We start from the raw sequence: 13726 nt of genomic DNA, 5'->3' as shown, positions 1-13726 counted from the left end.
CAGTGTAACTATATGGCAAACGTTATATTTCGCTGATTATGCACAAGACCCTGCAAAAATTAGAGGCCTACCTGAGCCGGGACTACACCGCGTTACTGGTGCAATCGGTTTACCCCTGGGACCTGGTGATCATGCGCGCAGGACGATGCGTGGACTCGGTTTCCCTGACGGCCAAGGAGGGAGAGTTCCTGCTCAACGCCCTGGGCGACGCCTCCCCGCTGCAGCCCATTGTGTTTTTTATTAGAGCCTTGCACCAGGGCTATTGGCCCAGCCAGAAAAGCAGCGACGCCAAGCCCACCGGCGCGTTTGCGGGGGAGCTAATTAGTTCTTCGAGCAGCCGCTGAGCATGCACGGCAGGCAGAACTAGGATTTTATTTAAAATGTCAAGCTCCTGCGCCAGCCGCTTGTTGGCGGGCCCGCAGGGCGCGCACCTCCGGGTCGCGCGCCACTGCTTCGCTGCCCACTTCGGCCACGAGCTGCGCCTGCTGCCAGCGGTGGAGCCGCTTAGGGCGGATGCCCTACCGGGTACGACCCAACTGCTGCGCGGCGGCCTGCGTGCCGCGGCTTTCCGAGGCCAGGCGCCAGGCCTCCGCCTTAAACGCCTCGTCGTATTTACGCCGTTGGTTGGGCGACGATCCGCTTGATTTTGCTGCCATCACAGAAGAAATAGACGTCCTTCTTCTGTCCTCCTTGCCTAGACCACCTCATGACTGTTTAGACTATAATACCCCTAACCTTTTAGGCCGTTGGTGCAACGCAAAAAGAGGCAGAAGCTACTGGAGCTTCCGCCTCTTTTATTTTCTGACGCAGGGCAGGGCTTTACATGTGAATGGCCCGGTCACCAGTTGCAGCCAGCGGAAGGATACCTGCCGCCGACGGCAATGCTGTATGAGCGCTTATTTGGTGGACCGGCGCGCTAGGCGGCGCGCGCGGAGCTGCTTGATACCGAAAGCGACACCGCCAGCCAGCAGCAGCGAAACGCCGCCATCGATGGGCACCGCTGTCGGGTCAAGCGGGGTGGCGGGCGCCGGGCCGCCCGAGCCTGGGCCAACGCCGGCAGGCTGGTCAGCACAGATAAGGCCAGCAAGCCTATGGCGGAAGAAAAAAGGATTTCATAGAATTGGGTACTTTAAGAGCAATACAGAACCGGCCCCGTACAGGGGCCGGCTCTGTATAATTTATTGAATCACGACGCGCTTGGCCAACGTGGTAGCTCCTACCTGCAGGCGCAGGGTGTAGACCCCAGCGGCCAGGCCGGTAGCGTCCACGGCGAGGCGGGCACCCGCGGCAGACAAAGCAGTATTCTGGCGGCGCATTACCTGGCCCAACGAGTTGAGCAGGTCGGCGTGCACTTGCGTGGCCCCGTCTATGGCCGGCACTTGAACGGTGAAGGCGTTGTGGGCCGGGTTGGGGTAGAGCGTCACCTCGGCGGCCGTTAGGGCCTGGGCATTGGCGAGGGCGGTGCGGGCAGCAAAGTGCAGCGTGAAACGGCCCGTCATCGAAGCGGCGGCTTGGGCGCTAGTTACGCTGAACGAGTAAGCCGGCTGCAAACGCAGGTTCACGGTTTGGCCCGTGGCGGCATCGGTGAGCAGGGCATCGAGGCTGGCGGGCAGGTTGACGATGGTGGCGGCAGCCAGCGTGTAGGTGCCGGCCGCGGGCACGCCCACGGTCAGCGGGAGCACGGTGGAAGCAGTGAAGGCCGGGCGGCCATCAATGGCCAAGGCTTCGCTGGTGGCGGCTACGCTGGCCAAGTTCAGGCCCGACGGGTTGGTCAGTTTCAGGGCGTCATAGAGCGCATCGAATCCGGAGGTGGCGCTGGTCTGGGCATAGGCATAGAGCATGTCGGCGGTCCCATTACCGGCACGCAGGCTCGAGCTGCACCACGGGCCGGCTGTCGGTTGTGGAGCGCTGAAATGCGGTGCTGTTAGGCGTAGTCAGGCGCTGGCTGTTGCGGAAGGTGAGCGAGGCCGCAGTCTGGCCGCTGCTGACGTGGGCAAAGAAACCCTGGGCAACCGGCAGCACGGGGTTGCCGATGCCAGGGTTGGTACCCACGGGGGCAGGTAAGCGCGGTACTGGCCGGCATAGGGGCCGGAGCTAGCGTAAACGGAGATGGCAGCGTCCAGACCCGTGCGGTCGCCTTCAGCTACTAAGCTATAGTCGAGCGGCGCGGGGTAAGGATTGCCGACCAGCTGCCAGCCGGCGTCGGCGGCGTTGGCCGAGGCGGCCGCGTTGCGGCTCAGGTTCAGGCTCTGGTTGCCGTTGGTGAGCTGGCCTACAAAATCAACCAGCGGCGAAGCGCTGATGTTGACCGCGTAGCCCCGGCCCACGGCCAGCGGAGAAGCCAAGCTGGCTGGAACCACGAACCCTTTGTCGAAAGCCGAATAATTGTTGGTAACCGTAGCCAGGCGGCTTTGGTCGTAGGCAAATACGGTGGGGAACGGGGTGGTGAAGCCCGGCGTGGCCGAAGTGTTGTAAACGCTGCCCTGGCTGATTTCAGGCGTGAAGCCGGCCGTGGCCAGGTCGCCCACCGTGCTACCCGAAACCGGGGCGCTGTAGTGGCGGTAGCCCAAGCCGCTGTTGGTCGAGGCGATGTAGCGCTGTACGGTGGCAGTGCCGTTTACTACGCCCGTGCCGTTGTTGTTCACCAGGGCCGTACCGGCCGCATCGGAGAGCAGCGTTAGCGTCTGGCCGTTGGTGGAAAGGTTGCCGCTGGCCGGGGCCAATACACCGTGGATGCGCACGGCACCGCTTTGGATGGCGCCGTTGGCGTTGGCAATGGTCAGGCTCCACAACTGGGTGATGCCGCTCCCGCCAAGGATTTGCGTTGCGGTACCGTTGCTCAGGCTCATAGTACCAGCGGTGGCGCTGATGGTGCCGCTGTTGCTCAGGTTGCCTTTCAAGTCGAGGGTGCCGCCGCTTTGTGTGAGGCTGGCGCCGGTGCCAATGGTTAGGTTATTGGCGGCCGCGTTGCCAGCGGCAATCAGCGGGTAGGGCGACGTGTTGGAGGGAATACCAGCATCCAAGGTGCTGCTGGGCACGCCGGCCGACCAGTTCGTGGCCGTAAACCAATCGGTGGTGCGGTTGCCCAACCAAACGGTTGATGTCACTACTGGCGCTACAACAAAGCTCGGCAGGCTGGCCGTATTTGTGTCAATCGTAATGGCACCCTCGCGCGAAAGGCCCCGGCCTATCAGCGAAGCGCCGGCAATCATGTTGATGGCGCCGTTCACGAGCAGCGTACCCCGCATCACCGAATTTCGGCCCAACGTGACCTGCCCGCCTATCTGCCAGTACACATTGCTGGGAGTAGCACCGTTTTGCGTCAACACGAGGGAATTTTCGCCCGTGGTCAAGGCCCCGGTTACCCGAAGGAAGAACTTCGCGTTTGGGTCGCCGCCGCCGTCCAGAATCAGGGTGCCGGCCAGGGTGCTCGCCCCGCCCACGCAGTAGGAGCCGGGACCCATCGTGACGGCCGGGGTTCCGCCGTATACGGCCACCGGCGTTACGCACGGAATGGTCGACATGTAGCCGTAGGCCGTTTGCACATCCGTGGCGGCTTGCGTCGCATAAGCGTCGGCCACGTGAATGTTGCCGTTCACCACGCCGAGCGGAAAACCGTTGAAGGCGCCGGCATTGGTGCCAATGTCGCCGTTGATGATGGTGGGGCCGGAATTTTCGACGGCGCCAACCGCCGTAAATAATGCAAAGCTGGAAGCGGCCCCTAGAGCCGGGGCAACCTGCCCACTACTTGTCTTCGGGGAGCCCAGCAGCGCGGCAACGGATAGCAAAAAAGTAAGCGATTTGTCATACGGCGGAATTGAAGGATAAATGGATTTGCATACTGCAAAGCTCCTCTTCCTACACCCCGTTCGTCTTACACAATTTCCGAAATGATTTACATCATTCGCAATACCTTATACCGGCCGCTTCTTGTGCTTAAGTTGCTTGAAGAAGGTCGGCGTCAGCCCGGTTTCTTTTTTGAATTGGCCGGAGAGGTGCGCTACGCTGCTGTAGTTCATCTTCGCAGCAATTTCAGTCAGGCTCAACTCGTCGTACAGCAGCAATTCTTTCACCCGTTCCATCTTGTGCCGGATGATGCTGCGCTCAATGGTGACGCCGGTAGATTCCGAAAACAAGGTGGCCACCTGGCTATACTCCCGCTTCAGCTGCTGGCTGATGTAGTCGGAGTTTTTATTTTCGGCAGCGCATCGGCATGGTGCACCAGTTGGATAATGAGGGCTTGCACTTGCTCAATCAACTCACCCTTGCCCTTATCCAGCAGCTCCACGCCCAGGTCTTCTAATTCGCGCTGCAATTGGGCGTGCTGCTCCGCCGTGATGTCTTGCTTGAACTCGACTTCGCCTAAGTCCACCTGACCGTAATGCAGCCCGAGCTTGTCAAGCTTGGCTTGCACGTCCAGCTTGCAGCGCACGCTGACCATGTATTTGATGTAAAGTTTCATGGGGACTGTATGGGCGCCGGAAGCGGCACTGCTTCGCCCGAAACACCCGGCCACAGGGGTAGGCAGAGCCGCCTACGGGTCAGATAGCAAAGAGTTTATTCCCAACGTGTTTTGCCACCTTGGCGTTGCCGGCCCTTGGCACGTACTACTCAGCGGCACCGCCTGAAACATCTTAAGCACCAATTGCCCAAGCCAACCCGGTGCCATTGCGGCTAATAAGATAATAGATAAGCGGCAGGGGCAGAAGGAGCTTCGAGTTGCTTCTTGTTTCTGGTATTTTCTACTCCAGCATAATGCCAAACCGCTCTCTATGAAATCAAAAGGCCTGATTGCTCCTTTCGCTTTTCGGACCGTTTAGGTGAACGGTCCGTTACCGGGGTAGAAATGCCTCCTGTCGTTGATTCGTGCCAGCAACGGCCACCTGTTGGGTCCGCGCGGTTCATCTTCGCGGGATGAAAGACCAGTTGATTAAGCGCCTGACGGAGTATTACAAACTGGAGCGCTTCCACGTCGTCTGGCTTTCGCTGTTTGGCCTATTTCTCAACGTCAAGTACGGGTGGCGGCCCACGCTGTTGTTGACGTACGGCATCGGCTTGGTGCTGCTGGTGCTGGCGCAAGGCACTTATTACTGGCGCCAAAAACTGGCCACGGTGCAAGGGGAACGCCGTCGACCCGAACGCATCCTGCGGCACTTCCACGGCTTCCAATGGGTGAACGTGTGCGTTATCGTGGCCTACCCCGTGCTGGTAATGCTGTTGAACGCCCGGTTTGCGCACACTTGGGCCGCGCAAACCCACACGGAGTGGGCGCTGTTCGCTTACCTGTTTGGCGTAGCCGAACACGTGAACTACTACCACGTGCAGCTGATGTATGACAACCGCAACGATTGGCGGTATCTGCGGGCTTACAAAAGGTTAAAAATGGCTGCCCTTCGAAAGGATTTCAAGAAGAACACTTTGTAAACGCTCCTTCAATTGAACGGGCCTAGTTTACTTCGCTACCGTTTTCTTGAACGGATAGCGCAACAGGTATTCCTTGCTACTCTTGAGTAAGAAGGGTAGCGCACCGCACACGACTTGCTTTTGGTCCACCCTTTCTCACCAGGTCACCTCACACCCGGCGCGGAGCACGCCCGTCGTCAGTGCGCCAGGGCCGGTATCGCTTTCGCCTGAAAGAACTCGTCCACCTTTTGGTTGAACTCGTCGGCATGCTCCCGGAGCGTGGCGTGGCCGCTGTTGGGCACTATCCACAGCCAGGCGCGGCGCAGGTGGCGGTAGATGGCCACCGTATGGGCGTGCGTGATGATGTCCCGGTCGCCGGCGATGATGAAGGCGGGGGCCGTAATCTGCCGCAGCGTCGCCAGCGGAATGTTGGGCTGCAACACATCCAGTTTAAATACCTTCCATTTATTGCGCTGCACCGGGTCGGGAAAGGCCTTGCCTTTATTCGCCTGGTAGACTACCTGTTGCTGTTTCCACACCGCCGGTACTAGGGCCGCGGAGTCGGGCGACAGGTTGGCCCCCGTGGACGCCAGGCGCCGCACTTTTTGGGGTGCCGGAGTGCGAGTGCCAGGGCGTTGATGCCGCCATCACTCCAGCCCAGCACGTTCACCGAATCCAGGCGCAACGCGGTGAGCAGGCCGGCAAAGTCATCGGCCATCATCTCAAAGCTGAGCGAGTCGCCCGGGTCCACCGACTTGCCGTGCGCCCGGCTGTCCACGGCAATCACCTGGTACCGTTGGGCGAAGTAGGGGATGTTGGCCTTGAACTTCTCGATGCTCCCGCCATTGCCGTGAATCAGCAACAGGGGTTGGCCTTTGCCATACACTTCGTAGTAGAGCTTGACTCCCCGCACCAGTTGGTAATGGCCCGCGGCCGGGTTATTGCCGTACGGCACGGGCTGGCCCACGGCGCGTAGGCCCGAGAGGAGGATGAGCAAAAGCAGCAGGTAGGGACGCATCGCGAGGCAGCTAATCAGGTGGCGTTGGTGGGGGCGCCGACGTCGAGCCGGCCCGCGTTTACACGAAGCTGAGCGGGCGCTGCCAGAGACGAAGCCTCTTGCTCCCCGCAAAGCGCCCCTTCCAGCGAAGGTGCAAGCTACGTTTAGCGCCGCGTTTTGAGCACGCGAGCTAAGCCCCTGCCAGCGGCTTGGCTCGCCTTCCCGCTGGGGCAGCACAGCCCCACAAGGAAAGCAAATTGGTAAGCCTCCTTCGATTGAACAAAGCGAGTGCACGCGAGTACCGTTTTCCTGAACACGGCTCGCAAGCCGGTGGGCGGCCTGCAAGGGCGAGCGCCGGGTTTCTGGAATAACTTGCCCCTGGAAATCAGTCGGGTCCGTTTAGCGCCTCTTTGGTCGAATGAAAAATACAGTAACCTGTGCGGTCTCTTTTCGTCTGGCAGTTACTTGTAAATTTTAACAGGCTCTACGTGCCTTAGGATATTATCCGACCTATCATTTTTCCCAATTCGAGTGATTCCATTGTTTACTTCTCGTTCCCTAGCTGCGGTTACCCTGGTTTTGTGCCTGTTGAGCGGCCGGTTTTGTTGGGCGGGTAACGGGCCCGCATTTATTCAGAATCAGCGGCAGTGGCCGGACGCTGTCCGGTTCAAGGCCGAAATTCCCGGCGGCAGCGTATTCCTCACGGCCACCGGGTTTGTTTACAACTGGCGCAGTGCCGCCGATTTGCAGCGCGCGCACGAGGCCACGGAAAAAACCGCTTCCCGCCCCCGTGCTGCACTGCCCGGTCTGACGTTGCACGGCCACGCGGTGTTTGTGGACTTTGTGGGGGCACGCGCCGCCGTCGCTTTGGCCGGTCAGCAGCAACTGGCCAGCTACCACAACTACTTTCTGGGCAACGCCCCCGCCGCTGGGCCAGCCGGGTGCCCCTGTTCGAAGAGGTGCGCTACGCGGGGCTCTACGCCGGCACCGACCTGCGCGTGTACGGCACGGCCGACGGCAGTTTGAAATACGATTTTGTGGTGCAGCCCGGCGGGCAACCGGCCGACATTGCCCTGCGCTACCGCGGGGCCGAACGCCTGCGCCTGCGCCCCGACGGCACCCTGCTCGTGCATACCTCCGTGACCGACGTGGTGGAGCAACGCCCGTACGCCTACCAGGTGGTAGGAAAGCAGCGGCGCGTAGTGGCCTGCCGCTACCAGTTGGAGGGCAACACCCTGCGCTACGACTTCCCTATGGGCTACAACCCCCAGCTGCCGCTGGTCATCGACCCCACGGTAACGGCCTGCACCTATTCGGGTTCCGCAGGCGAAGTGTGGGCTTCCTCTACGGCCTACGACTCCCAAGGCAACCTGTACTCGGGCGGCTGGGCCTTTGAGGGGGCTACCCGGTGACGCCGGGGGCGTACCAAACGGCCTTCCGGGGCACCGAGGACGTGGCCATCAGCAAGTTCAGCCCCGACGGCCGGCAGCTGCGCTACGCGTCCTACCTCGGCGGGCCAGGCCGCGACGACGTGCTTGCCCTGGCCGTTACGGGCGCCGACGACTTGGTGCTGGTCGCGAGCACCAACGGCGCGGGCTTCCCCACCACGGCGGGAAGCTTCAGCCCGGTGTACAACGGGGGCTCCAGGACCTGGTCGTAAGCAAGCTCAGCGCCGACGGCCGGCAGCTGCTGGGCTCGACGTACCTCGGCGGCAGCTCCGACGAAACCTTTGCAGACGTCGCCGTGGACGCGGCTGGGCGCATCGTCGTGGCCGGCACCACCTATTCTTTCAACTTCCCCACCACGGCCGGCGCGTTCGACCGCACCCGAAACGGGCTGCTGGACGGCTTTGTGACGTGCTTCGCGCCGGACCTCACGGCGCTGGCCTGGAGCACGCTGCTGGGCGGGCAAGTCAACGAAATCATCAACGACCTGGCGTTGGATAGCAACGGGGCCCCCTGCTGCTGGGCACCACGTCCAGTCCCGATTTTCCCATTTCGGCGGGTGCTTTTCGGCCCACTTACGTGCCCAACACCAACAGCGGGTTTCTAACGCGCTTGCGGGCCGATGGCTCGGCCGTCGTGGCCTCCACGTTCCTGTTTCGGGATAACTTAAGCGGCACGGCCCCGCACCTGGCCCTGGACGCGGCCGACAACCCGTACGTGCTGGCCGCCACGTTCGACGCCCTTGCGCCCACGCCCGGTTGCTTGGCGGCGGGGGAGGTGTTTGTGGCCAAGTTCGACCCGTCGCTGCAACGGCAGCTGCTGCTGGCGCGAACCGAGCTACGCTTTGGCTTGGGCGTGAACGCGTTCGAGGTGGACGAATGCGAGAACGTGCACCTCGCCGGGGTCAGCTACGACAACATTCCCATTGTCAACCCGCTCCCCAACAGCCCCACCACCATTACGCCCAACTCCAGCATCGCCCGCATGTTCAGCCTCACCTTGGATGCCCGCTTGGCGCGCTGGACGTTCGGCTCGTTCTTCGGCAGCCTGGGCCATGCCCACGGCCGCGCCCGGTTCGACAAGCAGGGGCGCTTGTACGCGAACGCGTGCGTGATCAACGGAGCGGGGTTTCCGACCACGCCCGGCGCGTACGCCGCCACCACCCGCAGCGGCAATGCCCGCAAGGACGTGGTGGCCTACGTCCTGGACCAGGGCACCGGTCCCGGCCCGGTCGTGCGGGCCGTTACCCCGGCGGTGCCCCGGGCTGTGCCCCGTACCAAGTAGCGTTGGCGAACGCCAGCCGCGGCAGCACCCGGTTTCGCTGGTTTTTCGGCGACGGCACCCCACCCGATACGGCCCGCACCCCGCAGCACACCTACTCCCAGCCCGGCACCTACCAAATCCGCTTGGTGGCCTATGGGCGGGGCACCGGCTGCTCACGCAACGACACCGCCACGGCGCAGGTGCAGGTAAGCGCCCCGGTGGCCGCCGTGTTGCCGCGGGCCGTGGTGTTGTGCGGCAGCCAAGTCACCGTCGATGCGGGCAACCCCGGCGCCAGCTACCAGTGGAGCACGGGGGCGAGCACCCGGACCCTAAACATCAACCAGCCGGGACGCTACCGGGTGCGCATCCAAAACGGCGGCTGCGCGGTGCGCGACAGCGTCGACGTTCGCCGGCTGCCCCTGCCGGCGCTGGGACCGGAGCAGCCCCTGTGCCCGGGCAGCCCCTGACGCTGCGCCCCAACGCCGAGCCCGGCAGCGCCTTCCGCTGGAACACCGGCGCCCTCACCCCCACGCTGCTCGTCACGCAGCCCGGGCGCTACAGCGTGCAGATCACGGCCAACGGCTGCACCGTGCGCGACAGCGTGCTGGTGCGTGCCGTGGCGCGGCCGCAGCTAGGCCCCGACACGCTCGTGTGTTCCAACGCGGCTGTCCTTTTAGCCCCGCGCGGTGTCGCCGCCAACAGTACGTTTCTATGGTCAACGGGCGAAACCACTCCCGCCATCACAGTGCAAACGCCGGGTACCTACTCCGTCCGGGTTACCACCGCTGGCTGCACCCAGACGCTCAACCGCCTAATCGGGACAGCTCCCACTGAGTTGCCACCTAATATTATAACGCCCAACCACGACGGCGCGAACGATACTTTCCGGCCTACCGCGGCCCTTCCCGGCACGCGCTTGTGGGTATACAACCGATGGGGACGCGAAGTGTATCATAGCGACAATTACGCCAATGAGTGGTCAGCCCCTGGGCTTCCGGCTGGTGAATATTTTTACCGGCTGGTGAATGAGCGCCTTTGCGAAAAGCAACTAAAGGGCTGGCTTCATATTGTCCGGTAGTAGCCAACGTACCGTTAAAGTGAACTATCGTAGCCCATTCATTTCGAGAGGTCGGGCTTACGTAAAGGAAATCATGGCCCCCTTGTTAACTCGTTGGCTATTGAGGTTTGACTTGTCCTTTTGCCTGCGCCAGCAGCCGGCGGGTGGTTACGTGTTGGCCAGCAGGTCAAAATACTCATCGTCCTCATTTTTGCCGCCGTAGCCTTTGCCCACGGTTTGGTGGCTTTCCACGAACTCAATGGCGCGAATCCACTTCACCATCTTGTAGCCCAGCCTGGTTTTCCACCCGCAGCCGCAGCGGTGCGCCGTAGATGGCGGGCAGAGGCGCGTAGTTCATCTCCCACGCCAGAATCGACTGCGGGTGCAGGCAGTTTTCCAGCGTGTGGGTGTCGTAGTAGGCCCCGCCAAAGGGGCCTTCGCCAAAGGAATAGAACACGACGGTGGCGGCCGAGGCGTGGGGCCTGACCAGTTGCACAATCTCGCGCAAGGGCACGCCACCCCACTCGGCGATGCCCGTCCAGCCCTGGATGCAGTGGTGCATGGTGATGTTCTGCTCCTTGGCCAAGCCCTGCAGCTCGGCCAGGGACAGCTCCACGGGATTCTCCACCAGCCCGCTGATTTTGAGCTTGTAGCCAGCGAAGCCTTCCGCCGCCAGCTGCTTCCATTCTTCCGACACCGGCAGCTTGCCATTGGCCCAGAAGTAGGGCGAGATGTCTTTCTTCTGGTAGAAAGCACGGGGCTGGAACCGGTTGAGGGTGGCCCGCCAGAGCGTGCCACTCACTGCCGCCTGCAGGCCCTGCAGGCCGCGCTGCCGGCGCCAGGACAGCCAGTGCGCCAGCCCGCCAAACGCGACCGTGACCAGCACGATGCCGATGCCCCAATACAGCCCGGCCGGGCTCGCCGCCTCGTCGGTGCCCCGGGTGATGTGGTTCATATTGCGCAGCAGCCCGGTGGCCGCCACCATGCTCACGTGGATGACGAGGAACACCACGTAGGCCACCAGCACCAGAAAGTGCAGGGAGCGGGCGCTTTGCCGGTTTCCAAACAGCCGGGGGTACCAGTGAAAGCGGTTCTCGATGGCCGGCGACATGGCCATGCCCGTGAGCATGGCCAGCGGCGCGAGCAGGAACACCACCGCGAAATAGGAAACCTGCTGCAGCGCGTTGTAGTGGTAAAAGCCGTTGGGCTCCAGCGGCAGGTGCAGCGTGGCGTAGTACACGAACACGCGCCAGGCATCGGGCAGCACCTGCCAGGAGGCGGGCACCAGCCGGTGCCCGTGGCCCGTAGTGAACAGCAGAACCACAAACACGACCCCGTTCAATAGGAAAAACGGCACCGTGAGAAAGTGCCAGACCCGCGCAATGCCCACGGTGTGGCGGTAGCCTGGCAGCCCCCACACGGGCCTGATGTAGCGGTTGTCTTCCTTGGCGGTCCACATCCGGTCCAAGGGCACCACGATGGGCGTAAACCGGACCCATTCGCTGGTGGGCGTGCAGCCGTTGTTCCAGTACAGGCGCGGGTGGTCGGCCAGGATGGAAAGGCCGCTGCGCATGAGCAGGGCCAGGAAAAAGTTGGCCCAGTGGCTTAGGTTAACCCACCACGGGAAGCCGGCCGGGTCGCGGCCGGCTGTGGCGGCGGTAGCCAGGGAAGGGTCCAGGGCAAGCCCCAGAGCAGGTATTGTCCCCAGGCCAGGCCCACCGCGCCCAGCAGCAGGCCGCCCAGCAGGACCACCATGTAGGGCTTGACCGCCACGAAGGACCGGCGGTCATCAGGGTAATGAACGGCCTGCTCGGCGGCGGTGAAACGGGGAATCATGCGGGCGGGTTAGGTAGGCAGGGATGGCAACCGGTTTTTCTCCGGGGGCCGGCCGGTTGGCTTGAGCTACCTGAAAAAGCGCAATCGTTCGGGGCGGCGCGGGCTACTTGCGGGCGGCAGGCGAGGCCAGGGTAAGCAGAAATACTGACTCTTGTCGGGCCACTACGCTGTGCGGCAGGCCGGCGTGCAGCGTCAGCAGCTGGCCGGGGACCAGCTCGGTTGTCTGCTCCTGCGACCGAAAACTGACGTGGCCTTCGAGCACCTGCACGCTGATGGGGCCGGGAGTGGTGTGCGTTTTCAACTCCGCGCCTTCGTGCAGCGCTATCAGCACCAGGCGTATCCCGTCCGACTGAAGCAGCGTGAGCGAGTTCCGGTCGCTGCTGTGCCAGGCGGGCTCCTGCTTGATTTGGGCCAGGGCCTGCGGCAGGTCGAGCACCAGCAGCGGGGCATCCAGCGGGCGGGTGCCCGCCGGGCGCTGCGGCGTGGCGTCATTCGACTTTTCGGCCGGGGCCCGGGTTTCGTCCGGGGACGCGCCGAAGGCGGAATTATCCCGCAGGGCCTTCACCATGTCGGCCCCCATCGCCTCGCTCGAAACACCGTAGCCGTTCACCAGCGTGCCTTTTACGTTGTGCCGGGCGGAGGAAATGGCGTAGACCACGGCCTCGTCGCCGGGGTCCGACTGGCCTTCGAAGCGGTAGTGCCGGTCCACCCGAAACTCGTCGGACGCAAGCTGCAGGGCGTTGCCGTGGCAGACCAGGCAGTTGTCCTGCAAATTGAAATCGATGGTGTAGCCCTCTTTTTCAGGGCATTCAGCACCTCGGAAACGGTAGTCATGGGTTCCATAGCAAGTGCGGGAAAAAGGCCGTCAGCAGTCTTCGAAAGCGGAATATCCGCCCGAAGCATCAGGCCAGGTGGTTGGAGGTGGCTTTGGCCACCAGGTATTCGCGGTTGAGGGTGGCAATGTTTTCCAGCGAGATGCCCACCGGGCACTCGGCGGCGCAGGACCCGATGTTGGAGCAGGAACCAAAGCCCTCCTTATCCATCTGGGCCACCATGTCCTCGGCGCGGGTCTGGCGCTCCACCTGGCCCTGCGGGAGTAGCGCCAACTCCATCACCTTGGCCCCCACGAAAAGCACGGCCGAGGCGTTTTTGCAGGCCGCCACGCAGGCCCCGCACCCGATGCAGGTGGCGGATTCAAACGCACGGTCAGCTATTTCTTTGGGAATCAGGATTGCGTTGCCGTCGGGGGTGCCGCCGGTGTTCACGCTCACGTAGCCGCCCGCCTGGATGATGCGGTCGAACGCCGACCGGTCGCAGCTCAGGTCTTTGTTGAGGGGAAGGCGTTGGCGCGCCAGGGCTCGATGGTGATGGTGTCGCCGTCGGCGAAGGTGCGCATGTGCAGCTGGCAGGCCGTGGTGAGCCGTTGTGGCCCATGGGCGCGGCCGTTGATGAACAAGGCGCAGGAGCCGCAGATGCCTTCGCGGCAGTCGTGGTCGAAGGCCACGGGGTCCTGGCCTTGGTGCAGCAGCTCCTCGTTGAGCACATCGAGCATTTCCAGAAGCGACATTTCCGGGGAGATGTCCTGCACCACATAGGTCACGAGTGCCCCGCCGCCGCCCGGTTTTTCTGCCGCCAGATGTGGAGGGTTAAGCGGAGCGCGTCGGGTTGCTGCTTAGCAGGAGTCATCGTCGTAGCGGGTTTACGGTTACTGCTCAAGGTACGGCT

The 13726-nt window shown here is 62.8% G+C and carries 18 protein-coding genes and 2 pseudogenes; 8 read left to right on the top strand and 12 right to left on the bottom strand.

The features are described from left to right. The first annotated feature begins 38 nt into the window (after positions 1-38). Positions 39-344, top strand: coding sequence for a hypothetical protein (locus ACFQT0_RS31265; RefSeq protein WP_380207357.1), 306 nt, complete (start codon positions 39-41; stop codon positions 342-344). 174 nt (positions 345-518) lie between these two features. Here ACFQT0_RS31265 and ACFQT0_RS31260 read toward each other — a convergent pair whose 3' ends face one another. From ACFQT0_RS31260 to ACFQT0_RS31235, 6 genes are all read right to left on the bottom strand, one after another. Beyond that, positions 519-656: a hypothetical protein gene (locus tag ACFQT0_RS31260; protein WP_380207355.1), complete on the bottom strand. Its 138-nt coding sequence runs from the start codon at positions 654-656 to the stop codon at positions 519-521. Positions 657-896: 240 nt separating this feature from the next. Beyond that, positions 897-998: a PID-CTERM protein-sorting domain-containing protein gene (locus ACFQT0_RS31255; protein WP_380207353.1), complete on the bottom strand. Its 102-nt coding sequence runs from the start codon at positions 996-998 to the stop codon at positions 897-899. A gap of 180 nt (positions 999-1178) precedes the next feature. Continuing rightward, entirely contained in the window at positions 1179-1841 is a 663-nt protein-coding gene (locus ACFQT0_RS31250; protein ID WP_380207351.1) for a T9SS type A sorting domain-containing protein, read from the bottom strand. 93 nt (positions 1842-1934) lie between these two features. Then, complete coding sequence (locus ACFQT0_RS31245) at positions 1935-3788, bottom strand: ice-binding family protein (protein WP_380207349.1); 1854 nt, start codon at positions 3786-3788, stop codon at positions 1935-1937. Between the two features lie 126 nt (positions 3789-3914). Then, positions 3915-4145: a helix-turn-helix domain-containing protein gene (locus ACFQT0_RS31240; protein WP_380207347.1), complete on the bottom strand. Its 231-nt coding sequence runs from the start codon at positions 4143-4145 to the stop codon at positions 3915-3917. A 17-nt stretch (positions 4146-4162) separates the two neighbouring features. Next, a complete protein-coding gene (locus ACFQT0_RS31235) occupies positions 4163-4462 on the bottom strand; it encodes a hypothetical protein (RefSeq protein ID WP_380207346.1) in 300 nt (99 codons plus the stop codon). A 452-nt stretch (positions 4463-4914) separates the two neighbouring features. Between ACFQT0_RS31235 and ACFQT0_RS31230 the strand changes: the two genes are divergently transcribed. Next, positions 4915-5424 (top strand): hypothetical protein, encoded by a 510-nt coding sequence (locus ACFQT0_RS31230; protein WP_380207344.1) that lies wholly within the window; start codon positions 4915-4917, stop codon positions 5422-5424. A gap of 176 nt (positions 5425-5600) precedes the next feature. Here ACFQT0_RS31230 and ACFQT0_RS31225 read toward each other — a convergent pair whose 3' ends face one another. Both ACFQT0_RS31225 and ACFQT0_RS31220 read right to left on the bottom strand, forming a co-directional pair. Beyond that, entirely contained in the window at positions 5601-5942 is a 342-nt protein-coding gene (locus tag ACFQT0_RS31225; protein ID WP_380207342.1) for an alpha/beta fold hydrolase, read from the bottom strand. Positions 5943-5950: 8 nt separating this feature from the next. Further along, complete coding sequence (locus ACFQT0_RS31220; protein ID WP_380207340.1) at positions 5951-6421, bottom strand: alpha/beta fold hydrolase; 471 nt, start codon at positions 6419-6421, stop codon at positions 5951-5953. A gap of 510 nt (positions 6422-6931) precedes the next feature. On the opposite strand from ACFQT0_RS31220, the pseudogene ACFQT0_RS31830 reads away from it, so the two are divergent. From ACFQT0_RS31830 to ACFQT0_RS31185, 6 genes and pseudogenes are all read left to right on the top strand, one after another. Beyond that, a pseudogene (locus tag ACFQT0_RS31830) lies at positions 6932-7812 on the top strand (DUF7948 domain-containing protein). Continuing rightward, complete coding sequence (locus tag ACFQT0_RS31205; protein WP_380207475.1) at positions 7809-8060, top strand: hypothetical protein; 252 nt, start codon at positions 7809-7811, stop codon at positions 8058-8060. Before ACFQT0_RS31830 ends, ACFQT0_RS31205 begins: the two are co-directional and overlap by 4 nt. Before the next feature lie 83 nt (positions 8061-8143). Continuing rightward, positions 8144-8452: a hypothetical protein gene (locus ACFQT0_RS31200; protein ID WP_380207474.1), complete on the top strand. Its 309-nt coding sequence runs from the start codon at positions 8144-8146 to the stop codon at positions 8450-8452. Further along, positions 8425-9129 (top strand): hypothetical protein, encoded by a 705-nt coding sequence (locus ACFQT0_RS31195; RefSeq protein ID WP_380207472.1) that lies wholly within the window; start codon positions 8425-8427, stop codon positions 9127-9129. The genes ACFQT0_RS31200 and ACFQT0_RS31195 overlap by 28 nt, the downstream gene beginning before the upstream one ends. Positions 9130-9131: 2 nt before the next feature. Continuing rightward, on the top strand, positions 9132-9575 hold the full coding sequence (locus ACFQT0_RS31190; protein WP_380207470.1) for a PKD domain-containing protein: 444 nt from the start codon (positions 9132-9134) through the stop codon (positions 9573-9575). Further along, a complete protein-coding gene (locus tag ACFQT0_RS31185) occupies positions 9557-10186 on the top strand; it encodes a gliding motility-associated C-terminal domain-containing protein (protein WP_380207468.1) in 630 nt (209 codons plus the stop codon). Before ACFQT0_RS31190 ends, ACFQT0_RS31185 begins: the two co-directional genes overlap by 19 nt. A gap of 235 nt (positions 10187-10421) precedes the next feature. Here the strand turns inward: ACFQT0_RS31185 and ACFQT0_RS31180 are convergent, their stop codons facing one another. The 4 genes and pseudogenes from ACFQT0_RS31180 to ACFQT0_RS31165 all read right to left on the bottom strand — a co-directional run bounded on the left by ACFQT0_RS31180 (position 10422) and on the right by ACFQT0_RS31165 (position 13687). Beyond that, a complete protein-coding gene (locus ACFQT0_RS31180; RefSeq protein ID WP_380207466.1) occupies positions 10422-11738 on the bottom strand; it encodes a molybdopterin-dependent oxidoreductase in 1317 nt (438 codons plus the stop codon). A gap of 32 nt (positions 11739-11770) precedes the next feature. Continuing rightward, on the bottom strand, positions 11771-12001 hold the full coding sequence (locus tag ACFQT0_RS31175) for a hypothetical protein (RefSeq protein ID WP_380207464.1): 231 nt from the start codon (positions 11999-12001) through the stop codon (positions 11771-11773). Positions 12002-12104: 103 nt separating this feature from the next. Next, complete coding sequence (locus ACFQT0_RS31170) at positions 12105-12773, bottom strand: cupin domain-containing protein (RefSeq protein WP_380207462.1); 669 nt, start codon at positions 12771-12773, stop codon at positions 12105-12107. Between the two features lie 130 nt (positions 12774-12903). Then, a pseudogene (locus tag ACFQT0_RS31165) lies at positions 12904-13687 on the bottom strand (succinate dehydrogenase/fumarate reductase iron-sulfur subunit). Positions 13688-13726 lie beyond the last annotated feature (39 nt).

Origin of the sequence: Hymenobacter humi, assembly GCF_042665855.1 — a bacterium.
GTDB classification, from domain to species: Bacteria; Bacteroidota; Bacteroidia; order Cytophagales; family Hymenobacteraceae; genus Hymenobacter; species Hymenobacter humi.
Note: the sequence above shows the minus strand (reverse complement) of the source record. Positions and strands in the feature narration are given on the sequence as shown.

Coding starts and splice junctions, on each gene's coding strand:
- ACFQT0_RS31230 (WP_380207344.1), top strand. CDS start 4,915: ATGAAAGACCAGTTGATTAAGCGCCTGACGGAGTATTACAAACTGGAG.
- ACFQT0_RS31250 (WP_380207351.1), bottom strand. CDS start 1,841: ATGCTCTATGCCTATGCCCAGACCAGCGCCACCTCCGGATTCGATGCG.
- ACFQT0_RS31175 (WP_380207464.1), bottom strand. CDS start 12,001: ATGATTCCCCGTTTCACCGCCGCCGAGCAGGCCGTTCATTACCCTGAT.
- ACFQT0_RS31180 (WP_380207466.1), bottom strand. CDS start 11,738: ATGCGCAGCGGCCTTTCCATCCTGGCCGACCACCCGCGCCTGTACTGG.
- ACFQT0_RS31235 (WP_380207346.1), bottom strand. CDS start 4,462: ATGAAACTTTACATCAAATACATGGTCAGCGTGCGCTGCAAGCTGGAC.
- ACFQT0_RS31220 (WP_380207340.1), bottom strand. CDS start 6,421: ATGCGTCCCTACCTGCTGCTTTTGCTCATCCTCCTCTCGGGCCTACGC.
- ACFQT0_RS31265 (WP_380207357.1), top strand. CDS start 39: ATGCACAAGACCCTGCAAAAATTAGAGGCCTACCTGAGCCGGGACTAC.
- ACFQT0_RS31260 (WP_380207355.1), bottom strand. CDS start 656: ATGGCAGCAAAATCAAGCGGATCGTCGCCCAACCAACGGCGTAAATAC.